The organism is Roseateles sp. P1_C6 (genome assembly GCF_056406315.1).
The window spans coordinates 263,760-278,381 of the sequence record NZ_JBFUAK010000007.1; the positions used below are offsets into that span (position 1 = coordinate 263,760).

At 70.5% G+C, this 14,622-nt stretch carries 14 protein-coding genes; 8 read left to right on the forward strand and 6 right to left on the reverse strand.

Features of this window, described 5'->3' with window-relative positions; all coding sequences use genetic code 11:
* From AC1D29_RS17110 to pedF, 3 genes are read right to left on the reverse strand one after another with little or no spacing between them, the layout of a single operon-like run.
* A complete protein-coding gene (locus tag AC1D29_RS17110) occupies positions 1-2,118 on the reverse strand; it encodes a TonB-dependent receptor family protein (RefSeq protein ID WP_477899527.1) in 2,118 nt (705 codons plus the stop codon).
* Between the two features lie 20 nt (positions 2,119-2,138).
* Positions 2,139-2,960: a substrate-binding periplasmic protein gene (locus AC1D29_RS17115; protein WP_477899529.1), complete on the reverse strand. Its 822-nt coding sequence runs from the start codon at positions 2,958-2,960 to the stop codon at positions 2,139-2,141.
* Positions 2,957-3,370, reverse strand: a complete 414-nt coding sequence (gene pedF / locus AC1D29_RS17120; protein WP_477899843.1) for a cytochrome c-550 PedF — start codon at positions 3,368-3,370, stop codon at positions 2,957-2,959. The genes AC1D29_RS17115 and pedF overlap by 4 nt, the downstream gene beginning before the upstream one ends.
* A gap of 303 nt (positions 3,371-3,673) precedes the next feature.
* Here pedF and AC1D29_RS17125 point away from each other — a divergent pair, with 303 nt between their 5' ends.
* The 6 genes from AC1D29_RS17125 to AC1D29_RS17150 all read left to right on the forward strand — a co-directional run bounded on the left by AC1D29_RS17125 (position 3,674) and on the right by AC1D29_RS17150 (position 9,437).
* Positions 3,674-5,764, forward strand: coding sequence for a sigma-54-dependent Fis family transcriptional regulator (locus tag AC1D29_RS17125; protein ID WP_477899531.1), 2,091 nt, complete (start codon positions 3,674-3,676; stop codon positions 5,762-5,764).
* Positions 5,765-5,959: 195 nt separating this feature from the next.
* Positions 5,960-6,895 (forward strand): pyrroloquinoline quinone biosynthesis protein PqqB, encoded by a 936-nt coding sequence (gene pqqB, locus AC1D29_RS17130; RefSeq protein WP_477899533.1) that lies wholly within the window; start codon positions 5,960-5,962, stop codon positions 6,893-6,895.
* The gene (locus AC1D29_RS17135) at positions 6,892-7,614 is read left to right on the forward strand and encodes a hypothetical protein (protein WP_477899535.1); all 723 of its coding nucleotides are present in this window, start codon (positions 6,892-6,894) and stop codon (positions 7,612-7,614) included. Before pqqB ends, AC1D29_RS17135 begins: the two co-directional genes overlap by 4 nt.
* A gap of 1 nt (position 7,615) precedes the next feature.
* On the forward strand, positions 7,616-8,230 hold the full coding sequence (locus tag AC1D29_RS17140; protein WP_477899537.1) for a hypothetical protein: 615 nt from the start codon (positions 7,616-7,618) through the stop codon (positions 8,228-8,230).
* On the forward strand, positions 8,227-8,721 hold the full coding sequence (locus tag AC1D29_RS17145; protein ID WP_477899539.1) for a hypothetical protein: 495 nt from the start codon (positions 8,227-8,229) through the stop codon (positions 8,719-8,721). The genes AC1D29_RS17140 and AC1D29_RS17145 overlap by 4 nt, the downstream gene beginning before the upstream one ends.
* A 29-nt stretch (positions 8,722-8,750) precedes the next feature.
* Positions 8,751-9,437, forward strand: a complete 687-nt coding sequence (locus AC1D29_RS17150) for a hypothetical protein (protein WP_477899541.1) — start codon at positions 8,751-8,753, stop codon at positions 9,435-9,437.
* A 42-nt stretch (positions 9,438-9,479) separates the two neighbouring features.
* On the opposite strand, the gene AC1D29_RS17155 is transcribed toward AC1D29_RS17150, so the two are convergent.
* Together AC1D29_RS17155 and AC1D29_RS17160 are read right to left on the reverse strand one after the other, a co-directional pair.
* Positions 9,480-9,797 carry a high-potential iron-sulfur protein gene (locus AC1D29_RS17155; protein ID WP_477899543.1) on the reverse strand — a complete coding sequence of 106 codons (318 nt, stop codon included), beginning with the start codon at positions 9,795-9,797 and terminating at the stop codon, positions 9,480-9,482.
* A 69-nt stretch (positions 9,798-9,866) separates the two neighbouring features.
* Positions 9,867-11,615, reverse strand: coding sequence for a PQQ-dependent methanol/ethanol family dehydrogenase (locus tag AC1D29_RS17160; protein WP_477899545.1), 1,749 nt, complete (start codon positions 11,613-11,615; stop codon positions 9,867-9,869).
* A gap of 280 nt (positions 11,616-11,895) precedes the next feature.
* On the opposite strand from AC1D29_RS17160, the gene exaC reads away from it, so the two are divergent.
* Together exaC and AC1D29_RS17170 are read left to right on the forward strand one after the other, a co-directional pair.
* The gene (exaC, locus tag AC1D29_RS17165; protein WP_477899547.1) at positions 11,896-13,416 is read left to right on the forward strand and encodes an acetaldehyde dehydrogenase ExaC; all 1,521 of its coding nucleotides are present in this window, start codon (positions 11,896-11,898) and stop codon (positions 13,414-13,416) included.
* Positions 13,417-13,450: 34 nt separating this feature from the next.
* Positions 13,451-13,831, forward strand: a complete 381-nt coding sequence (locus AC1D29_RS17170) for a DUF779 domain-containing protein (protein WP_477899549.1) — start codon at positions 13,451-13,453, stop codon at positions 13,829-13,831.
* Here AC1D29_RS17170 and AC1D29_RS17175 read toward each other — a convergent pair.
* Complete coding sequence (locus AC1D29_RS17175; RefSeq protein ID WP_477899551.1) at positions 13,815-14,492, reverse strand: hypothetical protein; 678 nt, start codon at positions 14,490-14,492, stop codon at positions 13,815-13,817. The two genes, AC1D29_RS17170 and AC1D29_RS17175, sit on opposite strands and share 17 nt — an antisense overlap.
* Positions 14,493-14,622 lie beyond the last annotated feature (130 nt).

Here is a 14,622-nt window from a genome sequence, read left to right on the forward strand (position 1 = left end):
TCAGAAGCGATAGCTCGCGTTGGCGCTGGCCAGCCACGTGCGGCCCGGCGCGGGCTCGAAGAAGCGGCCGTTGCCGTCGTTGACGATGACGGAGCCGGCGTAGCGGCGGCCGCCCAGGTTGTCCACGCGCAGCAGGGCGCCCAGCTCCCAGGCGCCGACGCTGAGCTGGTAGCCGGCGTGGGCGGCCAGCGTCGCGTAGCCGGGCGCGGCGTCGTTGTTCAGGTCGTTGACGTAGACCTTGCTCAGCGCGCGCGCCTCGGCGCCAAAGCGCCAGCCGCCGGTGGGCTGCCAGGTCAGCGCGCCGTAGACGGACGTGCGGGCGATGCCGGGGATGCGGTTGTCGGCGGCGACCTGTTGGCTGGCCGCGGCGCAGGGCGTGGCCGTGCAGGTCAGGAAGCCGTCGCGGTAGCGCGCGTCCAGCCAGGTCGCCGCGAGCTGGGCCTGCAGCGTGGTGGCGAGCTGGAAGGCACCCGAAGCCTCCAGCCCGCGGCGTCGCGTGGCACCGGCGTTCTGGAAGGTGGCGCGGCCGCCCACATTGGTCTGCGTGACGATTTCGTGGCTGGTGCCGGTCTGGAACAGCGCCAGTGTGAACTCGGCGCCGTCCCAGGGCCGGGCTTTCACGCCCGCCTCGACGCTGCGGCTGACGGACGGCTGCAGGCCGAAGTTCAGGCCCGTGGCGCCGCTGGCGCGGTAGGCCAGCTCGTTGAGCGTGGGCGTCTCGAAGCCGCGGCCGGCCGTGGCGTAGACGCGCAGCTTGTCGTCCACGGCGTAGCTGACGCCCAGCACCGGCAGGTTGGCCGAATAGCTGGCGGCGCCGCTGTCGTCGGGGTTGGTCTTGGTGACGTAGGCGTCCGTCGAGCGGAAGTCCACGCTGCTGCGGCGCACGCCGGCGCTGAGCAGCCAGGCCGGCGTGGGGCGCCATTCGGCCTGCACATAGGGGTCGGCGTTGCTGACGCGGTTGGTCTCGTCGCGGCGCAGCGCGCCTTGCACGCCCAGCTGCGTGCCGATGAAGTTCTGCGTGCCGACGCGGTGCTCGCGCAGCTCGTCCACGGCCACGCCGCCGACGATGCTGGCCGTCGCGCCCTTCCAGCGCCAGCGGATGTCGGCGCCCTGGTAGTCGCGCGACAGGTCGATGACGCCGCCGGGGTGCAGCGCATTGGCCTGCGTGGCGACCGGGATGGACTGGAACTGCATCGTCGTGCGCTGGCCGCGGTAGACCATCACGCGCAGCGTGTTGGCGGCGTCGATGCCGTGCTCCAGCACCAGGCCGCCCTGGGTTTGTTCCATGGTCTTGCGGGTGTCGAAGCTGAGCGCACCGGGGTCGACGCCGCGCGGGTCGGCCTGCCATTGCGCGCGCGTCAGGCCCAGCGGGTCCTGCGCCTCGGGCAGCTCCACGCGGTTGGCGACCAGTGTCAGCTGCGTGTCGGTGCCCAGCTTCCAGCTCAGCCGCGCATTGCCCAGCCGGCGCTCGGTCTGGCTGTGCTGGCGGTAGCCGTCGGTCTCGAAGCGGCTGGCGCCCAGCGTGTAGGCCATGGCGCCCGTCTTGCCGCTGGCCGATGCGGCCATGCGCCGCAGGCCGTCGCTGCCGAAGCTGACGCCGGCGTCCACGCGCGGCGGGCCGCTGGGGGCTTGGGAGTAGATGCTGATGACGCCGCCCGACGAGTTGCCGTACAGCGCCGAGAACGGTCCGCGCAGCACCTCCACGCGGCCCACGGTGCCGATCTCGACGTTGGTGATCTGGCCCTGGCCGTCAGGCAGCGTGGCGGGGATGTCGTCCACGTAGACGCGCACGCCGCGGATGCCGAAGCTGGCCCGCGCGCCGAAGCCGCGCACGGAGATCTGCACGTCCTGGGCATAGTTCTGGCGGTCGCGCGCCAGCAGGCCCGGCACGCCGCCCAGGCCCTCGGAGAGGTTGACCTGGGCGCGACCGGCGCGCAGCGCATCGCCACCGATGAGGCTGATGGAGGCGGGCACGTCGAAGGGCGCGGCTTCCGTGCGCGTGGCCGTGACGACCACGGGTTCGAGGACGGTCGGGGCGGGGGCGGCATGGGCGGCCGCGCTGGCCGCCGCCAGCGCAAGGGCCGTCCTTCGCGCCGCGGGCGCGAACTGCTGGTTCATGGGGGGCTCCTGTCGGTCGCTCAGGCGGGGCGCCAGGCGACCTTGTGTTTGGTGAAGATCTCGGCCACACGGCCGTCCTGCACGAGTTGGTTCAGCGCCTGCTGTAGCGCCTGGGCGAGGTCGGCGGCATCGCGCTTGACGGCCATGCCGGCCGCCCAGCCATCGCGCGGTGCGCGCGGCGACGGCAGGGGTTCGATGCGGTAGGCAGTGTCGCCGGCCAGCACGGCCTCCAGCTCCGAGGCCAGGCCGGCCGCCGCGGCCACCTCGCCACGCTGCAGCGCACGCGCGGCGTCGCAGCCGTCCTTCCACTGCGTCAGCAGCTGCTCGCGGTAGGCGCCGCCGTCGGCACCGATCATCAGCCAGCCAGCCAGCGTCTGCCCGGCCACCGCGACGCGGCGCCGGCCGAGCTGGGCCAGCGTGTCCAGCGTGGGCAACTCGTCGAGCCGGCGCGCCAGCATCACGCGCTCCCGGTAGTAGGGACCGAAGATGCTGGCCTGAGGCGTGGCCTCGATCAGCGGCCGGTCCACCGGCACATGCATCAGCACGTCGGCCGGGCCGTGGCCCAGGTAGTGGCCCTTCCAGACCATGTTGCGCAGGTCGTCGGCCATGTTCTCGTCGGCGGCGAAGGGCAGCGGCGCGAACTTGACGCCCAGCGCCTCGGCCAGCGCCTGGCCCAGCTCGACGTCGATGCCGCGGCCCTTGACGTGAAAGGGCGGCATGTCCTCGTACAAGCCCACGACGAGGCGACCGCGCTCGCGCACCTGGGCCAGCGTGGCGGCGCCGGCGCCGGTCCCCCAGGCCGCCGCGGCGGCACCCCAGGCCAGCAGCTGACGCCGCCTCACAGCGGCTTCTCCCGGCGCGTTTCCAGGTAGGTCTTCACGGCCCACATGGCTTCCTGGTTGAACACGCCTTCGAAGGGCGGCATGTAGACGGCGCCGTTGCGGCTGCGGCCGTGGCGCACGGTGTTCAGGAAGTAGTCGTCGTTCTCCTTCACGCAGGCGGCCTTCTTGGCTTCGTCCTTCAGCGTGGCGCAGTCGTTGTCCAGGCGGCGCAGGTCGGGCGCGATGCCGCCCGAGATGGCCTCCAGGCCGTGGCAGCGGGCGCAGTTCTGGTTGAAGGCCGAGGTGCCGACCTTGAGCGCGGCCTCGTTGCCGCGGTAGGGATTCTCGGCCCGCCAGGCCTCGCCCAGCGGCGGCAGCGTGGACGTGTCCACGGCTTGCGGCGTGACGTCGCCGTGCGCCCAGGCCTGCATGGCCGCGGCAACGGCGGCCAGGCAAAGGATGCCGCCGATGACGAGTGGGTTGGATTTCATGAGCTGTCTCCGTCGTTGTCGAGGTCTTGTGGGCCCGCTGGGCCTTGGCCTTCGTTCTGCAATCGACATGCCAGGACGGGATTGCTCCAACTTGGAACAGTGGCGTGACCCGGGCTTGATCGCTGTCATGGACAGCCCCACCGGTTTGGGACAGGATGATCCACAACAGACCAAGACGAGCGTGGCGCAGACCACGCCGCACCCGGAGACAAGCCTGTGGAGGCAGGCCAAAAGGAAAGCCTCATGGCCATTGAGACCGAAGAGCCGGGCGGCGCCGCACCGTTGGCGCCGCCGCGACAGGCCTTCATCGAGCGCAGCCACCAGCGCAGCGAAGCCCTGGGCCTGAAGCGCCACGAGAAATGCGGCCTGGACCCGCTGGTGCGCAGCGACCTGAACCTGGCGCGGGAACGCAACCAGCGCCTGTACACGCATGCCGCGCCGGTCATGCAGCTGCTCTACGAGCAGATCGTCAACACGGAAAGCATGATCCTGCTGACCGACGCGCAGGGCACCATCCTGCACGCGGTGGGCGACGACGCCTTCCTGGCCCGCGCGCAGCGCGTGGCGCTGGCCCCCGGCGAGAACTGGGCCGAGCATGCCAAGGGCACCAATGCCATCGGCACGGCGCTGTTTGAGGAGGTGCCCACGCTGGTCCACGGCGGCGAGCACTTCATGCATGCCAACAGCTTCCTCACCTGCTCGGCGTCGCCCATCTTCGACCCGCGCGGCAACATGCTGGGCGTGCTGGACGTGACCGGCGACCACCGCGGCTACCACCAGCACACCATGGGCCTGGTGCGCATGTCGGCGCGCATGATCGAGAACCACTGGCTCTCGGACGACTACAACAACCGGCTGCGCCTGCACTTCCACAGCCGGCCCGAGTTCATCGGCACGCTGCTGGAGGGCATCCTGGTCGTGTCGCCGGAGGGTCGCGTGCTGGGCGGCAACCGCGCCGCGCTGGACCAACTCGGCGTCAGCGGTGCCGAGCTGCGGTCGCGCAGCTTGAGCAGCCTGTTCGGCACGACGCCGGCCGCCGTCTACGACCACTTCCGCATGCCGATGTCGCCGCCCATGCAGCTGTGCCTGCCCACCGGGCAGAGCTTCTACGTCAGGGCGCGTTTCGACTGGCCGTCGCGGCCCGTCGTGTCGGGCCTGCGCGGCAGCGACGCGACGGATGTGCCCGACGCCCACGAGGCCGCGCCGGCCGCCCCGCTAGTGCGCGACGGCGAATGGAACGGCGCCGCCGCCAACACCATCGTCGGCAGCGGCGCGCAGCGCTTCTCCGGCCTGCAGTACCTGCGCACCGGCGACCCCCAGCTGGACACCGTGATCCAGAAGGTGCGCCGCGTGCTGGACCGCGGCATTCCGCTGCTCATCCTCGGCGAGACCGGCACCGGCAAGGAGCTGCTGGCCCGGGCCGTGCACCACGACTCGGCCCGCGCGCGCCAGCCCTTCGTGGCCGTCAACTGCGCGTCCATCCCCGAGAGCCTGATCGAGGCCGAGCTGTTCGGCTACGAGGAAGGTGCCTTCACCGGCGCGCGGCGCAAGGGCGCGCCCGGGCGGCTGGTGCAGGCCAACGGCGGCACGCTGTTCCTGGACGAGATCGGCGACATGCCGCTGCCGCTGCAGGCGCGCCTGCTGCGCGCGCTGCAGGAGCGCAGCGTGACGCCGCTGGGCAGCACCAAGTCCATCGCGGTGGACATCGCCGTCATCGGCGCCACCCATCGCAACCTGCGCGAGATGATCGCCGCGCAGACCTTCCGCGAAGACCTCTACTACCGGCTGAACGGCCTGGCGCTGCGGCTGCCGGCGCTGCGCGAGCGCACCGACCTCGAAGCCATCGTGCGCCGCATCCTGCAGGCCGAGCGGCCGCAGGACACGCCCGAGCTGAGCCCACAGGTGCTGGGCATGTTCCGCCGCTACCAGTGGCCCGGCAACATCCGCCAGCTGGCCAATGTGCTGCGCACGGCGGCGGTCATGTCGGCGGGCGAGCGCCTGGTCACGACGGCCCACCTGTCGGACGACTTCCTGGAGGACATGCGCGCGGTCGGCGGCATGCTGGCGGCGCCGGCGCTGCCGCGGCCGGCACAGGAGGCCGTGGCGTCGCCGGCCTGGCCGCCCTTCGACGCGGCTCCGGCGCGCCTGCCGGCGGTGGCGGCCGTCGCCGAGCCGGCCGCCGCGCGCACGCTGGAGCAGGCCGAGATCGACATGATCCGCGCCACGCTGGACGCGGTGGGCGGCAACATCTCGCTGGCCTCCAAGCAGCTGGGCATCAGCCGCAACACCATCTACCGCCGGCTGCGCTGGAACACGGGCGAAACCGTCGACTGATCGTTGTTCCGGCGCCGCGGCGAGGGCCCGGGACTTTCCCGGGGGAGCGGCTGCCCGGCGCTGTGCCGAACTGGAGCAGAAACCCGCATTGACGCAGCCCGGGGCGGGCTTTTCGCAAGGCACGGGTCTTGCAGAACTCGGCGCATCGACCCGACTCCCTGCTCACATGGCCCGTCTTCCCTTGCGGGGCTTCGCATGAAGCTCCTGGTGCTTGGCTCCGGCGCGGGCGGCGGCTTTCCGCTGTGGAACTGCCATTGCCGCCTGTGCCGCGACTTCCGCCGCGGCGAACTGGATGCGAGCGCGCGCACGCAGAGCTCGCTCGCGATCTCGCAGGACGGCCGGCCCGGTGAAGGCTGGCTGCTCATCAACGCCTCGCCGGACCTGCCGCAGCAGATCCGCGCTAACCCGGCGTTGCAGCCGGCGTTGCCGGGCGACGCGCCCATCCGCGCGGTCGTGCTGCTGGACTCGCGGCTGCACCACGTGGCGGGCCTGCTGAGCCTGCGCGAGAGCCGCGAGCTGGAGGTCTACGCGACGCCGCTGGTGTTCGAGGACCTGACGCAGGAGCTGCCGCTGCTGCATGTGCTGGAGAGCTACTGCCGCGTGCGCTGGCGCATGCTGCCCATTGCCGGCGACCGGCACACCGCGGTCTTCGAGATCCCCGGCTTCCCGGCGCTGAGCTTCACCGCCGTCGCGGTGCCGGCGCAGGCGCCGCGCCACGCGAGGCTGCGCAGCGAGGCCGCGGGCGAATGCATCGCGCTGGAGGTGTGCGACCTGCGCAGCGGCCGGCGGCTGTTCCTGTCGCCCGCGCTGGCCGGCGTGGGCGAGCCCGAGCTGGCCTGGCTGCGCCAGGCCGACTGCGCCGTCGTCGACGGCAGCTTCTGGCATGAACACGGCATGCAGGAGGCCGGCGTGGGTTCGATGAGCGCCAGCGACAAGGGCCACCTGCCGCAGAGCCGCCATGGCGAGCGGCCGGGCATGATCGACGTGCTGCGCGACAGCGGCGTGCCGCGCAAGATCCTCACCCACGTCCACCACAGCAACCCCATCCTCGACCGCGGCGGCGAACAGCGCCGCGCGCTGACCGAGCAGGGCATCGAGGTGGCGCATGACGGCATGGTGATCGAGCTGTGAAGGCCGCGTCCGTCACCGCTGCCGTGCGCACGCCCGAACCGCTCTGGCTGGAGTGGCTCACCCTGTGCGGCGGCCTGGCCTTCTGCACCTGGCTGCTGGGTGTGCGGGGCGTCTGGGGCCTGCTGCTCAGCGCCGACCCCACCGGCCTGACGCTGGTCATCATCGCGGTCTTCCTGTGCTCGACGCTGTGGTGCGGCCAGCGCTCGCGCGAGCTGCAGCGCCAGCGAGCGCTGCTGGCCCAGCCGCAACAGGCCCGCGCCGATGAACGCTGCTGGGCCGCCGACTACCAGGCGGCGCTGCGCCACGATGCGGCCACCGCCGCCGACGTGCTGCTGGAACACAGCCACGGCCCGCATGGCACGGCCTGGTGGGTCAACGGCATCCAGCTCAAGCTGGGGCTGCTGGGCAAGGTCATCGGCTTCTCCATGCTGGCGCTGACCATCGGCAAGGTGCAGAGCTTCGACCCGTCGCAGTCGCAGGAGCTGCTGCGCAGCCTCACCGCAGGCCTGGGCGTGGCGCTGCTGACGACCATGGTGGGCCTGGTGGGCAACATCCTGCTGGGCCTGCAGCTGACCCGGCTGGACCGCTTCGCCGATGTACTTGTCGCCGACATCCAGCAAAAAGGCTTGGAGCCCCTCGTCCAAGGCCAGCCTTGGCCGGTCCCCCGAGGGGACGGCGATGCTTGGGGCGGCCCGGCGCTCGGCCCGAGGGCTGACTGACATGGCTCGCACCCGCCGTCGAGGCTTGCGGGACGCGGAGGTCGACCCCTTCTACGACATGCTGTTCAACCTGCTGATCGGCTTCGTCTTCTGCTTCATCGTCGCGCTGCTGGCCATGAACCCGCGCGCCACCAAGGCCGGTGACGTGCCGTCCAAGGCCGAGTACCTGATCAACGTGGCCTGGCCCGACAACAGCCCCGACGACATCGACACCTGGGTGCAGGACCCGGGCGGCAACCTGGTCTGGTTCCGTCAGCGCGAGGCCGGGCTGATGTACCTGGACCGCGACGACCGCGGCGAGGGCAATGCGTCGACCATCATCAACGGCCAGAAGATCCAGAGCCCGTTCCGCCAGGAGGTGGTGACGATCCGAGGCCTGGTGCCGGGCGAGTTCGTCGTCAACGCCCAGTACTACCAGTCGCACGACGGCCAGCCGGTGCCGGTGACCGTCACGGTCATCAAGGTCAACCCGCGCGCGGACGTCGTGTTCTACGGCACCGTCAAGCTCGCCCGCCAGGGCGACGAGGCCACCGCCGTGCGCTTCACGCTGCTGGCCGACGGCAGTGTGGTCAACGTCAACACGCTCCCCAAAAGTCTGATGCAAAGACCGTCATGACCCTGCCCATCATCCTCAGTTTTGCCGCGCTGCTGCTGCTGTGCGCCTTGGCCCTGCTGCAGTCACGCTGGCCCGCGTGGCTGCGCGGGCTGCTGGTGGTCGGCGTGACCTGCTTCTACTTCTACGGCGAGGCGGCCATCCACACGCTGTGGGGCTGGCCCAGCGGCGACCCGCTGCCCGAGCGCTTCGTGCTGCTGGCCGCCGTCATCGAGGAGCCCGCCGCCAAGCGCGACGGCGCGCTGTACGTGTGGGTCAACGCGGTGGAGGACGGCAAGCCCGCCGCGCAGCCGCGCGCCTACCAGCTGCCTTACAGCAAGGACTTGCATGCGCTGCTGAACGACGGCTTGAAGAAGGTGCGCAACGGCATCAGCCAGCTGGGCACGGCCGAGCCCAAGGTCGGCCGCAAGGGCCTGGCCTGGTTGCGGCCGGGCAGCGATGAGCAGAAGGTCAAGCTGCGCGACATGCCGCTGCCCCAGCTGCCGGAGAAGTGACCATGGCCCGCACCGCTTTGTTCGCTGCGATGGCATTAGCCCTGAGCAGTTGCAGCCGCCCGCCCGACGCCGACGGCCAGGCCTGGTTCCCGCTGGAGGCCGGCCACCAATGGACCTATGCCGTCACGACGCGCAGCGGCGCCGACACCTCCGAGCGTGAGAGCCTGACGCTGCGCACGCTGGGCGCGGCCACGCTGGCGCTGGACGACCAGCCTGCCTGGCAGCGCCGCAGCGACAGCGGCGTGAACTACTGGCTGCGCGCCGACGCCGGTGGCGTCTACCGCGTGGCCAGCAAGAGCGACATGCAGGTGGACCCGGTGGCCGACGCGCCGGGCCGCTTCGTGCTGAAGGCGCCCTACGTGGTGGGCACGCAATGGCAGGCGCCGACGACGGCCTATTTGCTGATGCGCACCGCCGAGTACCCGCGCGAGATCAAGAACAGCCACCCGAGCATCCCGATGAACTATCAGATCGAGGCGGTGGCCGACGCGGTGCAGACGCCGGCAGGTCGCTTCTCACCCTGCCTGCGCGTGCGCGGCAGTGCCGTGGTGCGGGTCTTCGTCGACCCGATCAGCGGCTGGCGCGACCAGCCGTTGACGACGCTGGAGTGGTATTGCCGCGGCGTGGGCCTGGTGAAGCTGGAGCGCAGCGAGCCGTCCAATTCACCCATGCTGGTCGGCGGCTCGCGCACGCTGGAGCTGGAGGCCTGGCAGTAGCGCGGCGTGGCCCTGGCGGGCGCGCGCCGATTGGCATGGGGTTCAGCCTGGCGCCTTGACCCAGGCCGCGCACCAGCCGGCCTTGGCCACCTGGGCCTTGCGGCCGAACATCGCGCAGTTGCTCCACGGGTCCGTGGGCTTGGCCTGCCAGAACTGGCAGTTGGCGCAGTGCTGGCTGGCCTGGTGCTTGGGGTATTTGGCGGCGTCGACCTTGCTCGTGTCGTGCTTGTAGCCCAGGGCCACGGCGGTCTCGCTGGCCTCGTCGACGGGCGTGCTCGTCTGCGCGACGGCCGGGCAGGCCAGGCAGGCCGTGGTGGCCTGGAGCATGAAGATGCGGCGGGTGGGGTGGATGGATGGCATGGTGTTCAGGGCTTGGGTCAGGCGCCGGCCTGCGCAGGCCGGCGCCATCGCGACGGGAGATGAGGCGACTTACTTGGCGATCTTGAAGGCCCAGACCATGCCGCCTTGCTCGAGGTAGCTGACCTTCTTGGCCACGTCGCCACCCCACAGCGGCACGGCACCGCCCCAGCCGGACACGACGCCGACGTACTGCTCGCCGTTGTGCTGCCAGGTCACCGGTGGCGCGACGACGCCCGAGCCGGTCTGGAACTGCCAGACGACCTTGCCGGTCTTGGCGTCCGCCGCCTTGAGCCAGCCTTCCGGCGTGCCCCAGAACACGAGGTTGCCCGCGGTGGTCAGCACGCCGCCCCACAGCGGCGCGTTGTTCTTCACCTCCCAGACGATCTTGCCCGTCTTGGGGTCCATCGCGCGCAGCGCGCCGATGTAGTCGTCGTTCAGCGTCCTGATCGTGAAGCCCGCGCCCAGGTAGGCCGCACCCTTCTTGTAGGCGATGGGCTCGTTCCAGATCTCCATGCCCCATTCATTGGCGGGCACGTAGAAGAGCTTGGTGTCGGGGCTGTAGGCCATGGGCATCTGGTTCTTGCCGCCCAGGAACGAGGGCGCCGAGAACACCGAGTTGCCCTTCTTGCCGTCGGCCCCGGCGGTCGGGTCGCCGGGGCGGTTCTCGGGCACGAAGTTGGGCCGGCCGGTCTTCAGGTCGATACCGGTGGCCCAGGTGATCTTCTTGACGAATGGGAAGGCGTTGTTGAGCTGGCCGTTGGCGGCGTCCAGCACGTAGAAGTAGCCGTTGCGGTCGGCCTTGGCGCCCATGCGCTTGCCGTCCATGTCGAAGGTGATGAACTCGTTGACGCCGTCGAAGTCCCAGCCGTCGTTGGGCGTGCCCTGGTAGTGCCACTTGATCTGGCCGGTCTTCACGTCGATGGCCACGGTGGCGCAGGAGAACAGGTTGTCACCCTGGCGCAGGTGACTGTTCCACGGCGCCGGGTTGCCGGTGCCGAAGTAGGCGAGGCCCGTCTTGGCGTCGTAGGTGCCGCCCAGCCAGGTGGCCGCGCCGCCGGTCTTCCACAGGTCGCCGGGCCAGCTCTTGCCCGTCGTGCCCGACACGCCGTTCTCGCGCTTGTTGCCGTCCTTGTCCCAGGTGTAGCCCATGTGGCCTTCGACGGTGGGGCGCACCCAGACCATCTTGCCGGTCTTGGCATCGCGCGCCTCGACGCGGCCGACCACACCGAACTCGCCGCCCGACACGCCGGTCAGGATCATGCCGTTGACGACGATGGGCGCAGCCGTGGCCGAGTAGCCGGCGGCGTAGTCGTCGATCTTTTCCTTCCAGACCACGTCGCCGGTGTTCTGGTCCAGCGCCACTATCTGCGCGTCCAGCGTCGCGAAGATGACGAGGTTGTCGAACAGCGCCGCGCCGCGGTTGACGACGTCGCAGCAGGGCATGATGCCCTCGGGCAGGCGGTGCTCGTACTTCCAGAGCTTGGCGCCGGTGGCGGCGTCCAGCGCGAACAGGCGCGAGTACGAGGCCGTCACGAACATCTTGCCGTTGTGGATCAGCGGCTGCGACTCCTGGCCGCGCTGCTTCTCGCCGCCGAAGGAGAAGGCCCAGGCCGGCACCAGCTTGGCTGCGTTGCCGACGTTGACCTGCTTGAGCGTCGAGTGGCGCTGGCCCTGCGTGCCCAGGCCCCACGACAAGACCTCCTGACCCGCCTTGGGCGATTCATCGATCATCTGCTGGGTCACGGCGGCTGGCGCGCTGCCGACGGCCAGCAGACCGAAGGCCGAGGACAGCAGGGCGGCGAGAGGTTTGAGTTGCATGGGATGTCTCCTGTGTTGATGGCTGTCCGCGGCCGTTCAAGTGCGGTGCGGATGGCCAGCAACGGCGCAACATCCATGCCAGAAGAAATCGCGGCGAGATGGAGCACTCGGCCGCTGCGCGCCGCCCGCCGGCGCGCAGCGCGCAGCGGCCCACTGCTCCAGCCTGCAACAGCCGGCGAGTGCTTTCCCGCAAGCGAGGCCCTCGCGGCCCGCACTTGCCGCCTGGCACGGGTTCTGCGTTGTTCGGTGGGCCATCACCCCCACTCGCAGGAGACAAACCATGATCTACGCTGCCCCCGGTACCCCCGGCGCCAAGCTTGCCTTCAAGCCCCGCTACGACAACTTCATCGGCGGCAAGTTCGTGCCGCCCGTGGAGGGCCAGTACTTCGACGTGATCTCGCCGATCAACGGCAAGGTCTTCACGCAGGCCGCGCGCTCGGGCGCCGCCGACATCGAGCTGGCGCTGGACGCCGCGCATGCCGCTGCCGCCAAGTGGGGTGCCACGCCGCCGGCCGAGCGCGCCAACGTGTTGCTGCGCATCGCCGACCGCATCGAGCAGAACCTGGAGCTGCTGGCCTATGCCGAGACCGTGGACAACGGCAAGCCCATCCGCGAGACGCTGAACGCCGACATCCCGCTGTGCGTGGACCACTTCCGCTACTTCGCCGGCTGCGTGCGGGCGCAGGAAGGGGCGCTCTCCGAGATCGACGGCCACACCATCGCGTACCACTTCCAGGAACCGCTGGGCGTCGTGGGCCAGATCATTCCTTGGAACTTCCCCATCCTGATGGCGGCCTGGAAGCTGGCGCCGGCGCTGGGTGCCGGCAACTGCGTCGTGCTCAAGCCGGCCGAGAGCACGCCCATCAGCCTGCTGGTGCTGGTGGAGCTGATCGCCGACCTGCTGCCGCCCGGCGTGCTGAACATCGTCAACGGCTTCGGCCGCGAGGCCGGCATGCCGCTGGCCAACAGCAAGCGCATCGCCAAGATCGCCTTCACCGGCTCCACGGCCACCGGCAAGGTCATCGCCCAGGCGGCGGCCAGCAACCTGATCCCGGCCACGCTGGAGCTGGGCGGCAAGAGCCCCAACGTCTTCTTCGAGGATGTGATGGCCGAGGACGATGCCTTCCTGGACAAGGCCATCGAGGGCCTGGTGCTGTTCGCGTTCAACCAGGGCGAGGTCTGCACCTGCCCCAGCCGCGCGCTGATCCAGGAGTCCATCTACGACAAGTTCATCGAACGCGCGCTCAAGCGCGTGGCCGCCATCAAGCAGGGCAACCCGCTGGACACCGACACCATGATGGGCGCGCAGGCCTCGGCCATGCAGATGGACAAGATCCAGACCTACCTCGCGCTGGGCAAGGAGGAGGGCGCCAAGGTGCTGATCGGCGGCGACCGCGCGCAGATGGGCGGCGACCTGGCCGGCGGCTACTACATCCAGCCGACGCTGTTCGAGGGCCACAACAACATGCGCATCTTCCGCGAGGAGATCTTCGGCCCGGTGCTGGCGGTGACCACCTTCAAGACCGAGGCCGAGGCGCTGCAGATCGCCAACGACACCGTCTACGGCCTGGGTGCCGGCGTGTGGAGCCGCGACGGCAGCCGCGCCTACCGCATGGGCCGCGCCATCCAGGCCGGCCGTGTGTGGACCAACTGCTACCACGCCTACCCGGCGCACGCGGCGTTTGGCGGCTACAAGGAGTCGGGCATCGGCCGCGAGACGCACAAGGCCATGCTGGACCATTACCAGCAGACCAAGAACCTGCTGGTCAGCTACTCGCCGAACGCGCTGGGATTCTTCTGATCGGAGTCGGGGCGGCCTCGGCCGCTCCAACGCCATGGACCAATCCCTTCCCCGCGTGCAGGCCACGCCGGCCGCTCAGGCGCTGATCCATCAGCTGCAGCGCGACCACGGCGCGCTGCTGTTCTACCAGTCGCACGGCTGCTGCGCCGGCAGCGCGCCGATGTGTTTTGCCGTGCACGAGTTGAAGCTGAACGCCGACGACCGCCGGCTGGGCGTCGTCGGTGAGGTGCCGGTCTACGCCAGCCAGGCGCAGTGCGACTACCTCGCCGGCCTGCAGATGACGCTGGACGTGGCGCCCGGCAACAGCGGCAGCTTCGGGCTGGAGGACGGCTCCGGCCAGCACTTCGTCGCGCAGTTCCGCCTATGGACGGACGCGGAGGTCCCGCTGCTGGCGCCGATCACGCCCTTGGGCTGACCGGTGCGCCACGGCGGCGCACCAGCGGCAGCACGCCCAGCGCCAGCAGCGCCAGCGGCAGCGAGCCAGGCAGCGGCAGCTCGTTGGGCGCGCGCATGGCCACGCGCAAGTTGTCCAGCGAGGTCTCCTCGTTGACCTGGCCGGCCTCGTGGGCCTCGCTCCAGCGGAAGGATGTGATGGCGCGGTCCGAGACCACGCCCACGAACACCGGCGAGCCGTCCAGGGTGCCGGACAGCAGGATGTCCTGCGTCGTGCCGTCGCTGAACCAGAACCGCATCAGGCCCTGGTCGACCGCCGTGCTCGGATTGGCCGGGTCGGACTCGAAGGCCGTGACGTCCATCGCCGCGGCCAGGAAGGGGAGGGCGTAGCTGCCTTCGTAGTAGGCGTTGCCGTCCTGCCTCGCGGTGCCGCCGCTGGCGAAGGCCACGTTGTCCGCGCTGAAGACCCTGAGGTTGCTCATGTTGCTGCTGAGGGTGAGGCCAGGCAGCACGGCCACGCCGGCCAGCGGGTCGCCATTGTTGAAGCTGCCGAAGTCCTGCACTTGCGCGGAGCCGCTGATCGCTGCCTCCCAGCTGGCGAGGTTGCCGTAGACGGACACGGTGGCGGCCTGGGCGGCCATGGCGGCGGCAGACAAGGCCAGGGCGGTGAGGATGGGGCGCATGGGGTCTCCTGATGTTGTGCCGCCATTGGCTACCCGGGCCCGACCGGCGCCCACCCCAAGGGTTTGGGGGCTTCCCCCCGGATGCAGGGGCCGGCATTCCACCGGCCGCCGGACGCGCCTCCCGCAACAA

Bases quoted from the DNA above. Each gene is read 5' to 3' on its own strand.
- exaC (WP_477899547.1), top strand. From the start codon at position 11,896: ATGATCTACGCTGCCCCCGGTACCCCCGGCGCCAAGCTTGCCTTCAAG.
- AC1D29_RS17150 (WP_477899541.1), top strand. From the start codon at position 8,751: ATGGCATTAGCCCTGAGCAGTTGCAGCCGCCCGCCCGACGCCGACGGC.
- AC1D29_RS17160 (WP_477899545.1), bottom strand. From the start codon at position 11,615: ATGCAACTCAAACCTCTCGCCGCCCTGCTGTCCTCGGCCTTCGGTCTG.
- AC1D29_RS17140 (WP_477899537.1), top strand. From the start codon at position 7,616: ATGGCTCGCACCCGCCGTCGAGGCTTGCGGGACGCGGAGGTCGACCCC.
- AC1D29_RS17170 (WP_477899549.1), top strand. From the start codon at position 13,451: ATGGACCAATCCCTTCCCCGCGTGCAGGCCACGCCGGCCGCTCAGGCG.
- pedF (WP_477899843.1), bottom strand. From the start codon at position 3,370: ATGCAGGCCTGGGCGCACGGCGACGTCACGCCGCAAGCCGTGGACACG.
- AC1D29_RS17175 (WP_477899551.1), bottom strand. From the start codon at position 14,492: ATGCGCCCCATCCTCACCGCCCTGGCCTTGTCTGCCGCCGCCATGGCC.
- AC1D29_RS17125 (WP_477899531.1), top strand. From the start codon at position 3,674: ATGGCCATTGAGACCGAAGAGCCGGGCGGCGCCGCACCGTTGGCGCCG.
- AC1D29_RS17155 (WP_477899543.1), bottom strand. From the start codon at position 9,797: ATGCCATCCATCCACCCCACCCGCCGCATCTTCATGCTCCAGGCCACC.
- AC1D29_RS17110 (WP_477899527.1), bottom strand. From the start codon at position 2,118: ATGAACCAGCAGTTCGCGCCCGCGGCGCGAAGGACGGCCCTTGCGCTG.
- AC1D29_RS17145 (WP_477899539.1), top strand. From the start codon at position 8,227: ATGACCCTGCCCATCATCCTCAGTTTTGCCGCGCTGCTGCTGCTGTGC.
- pqqB (WP_477899533.1), top strand. From the start codon at position 5,960: ATGAAGCTCCTGGTGCTTGGCTCCGGCGCGGGCGGCGGCTTTCCGCTG.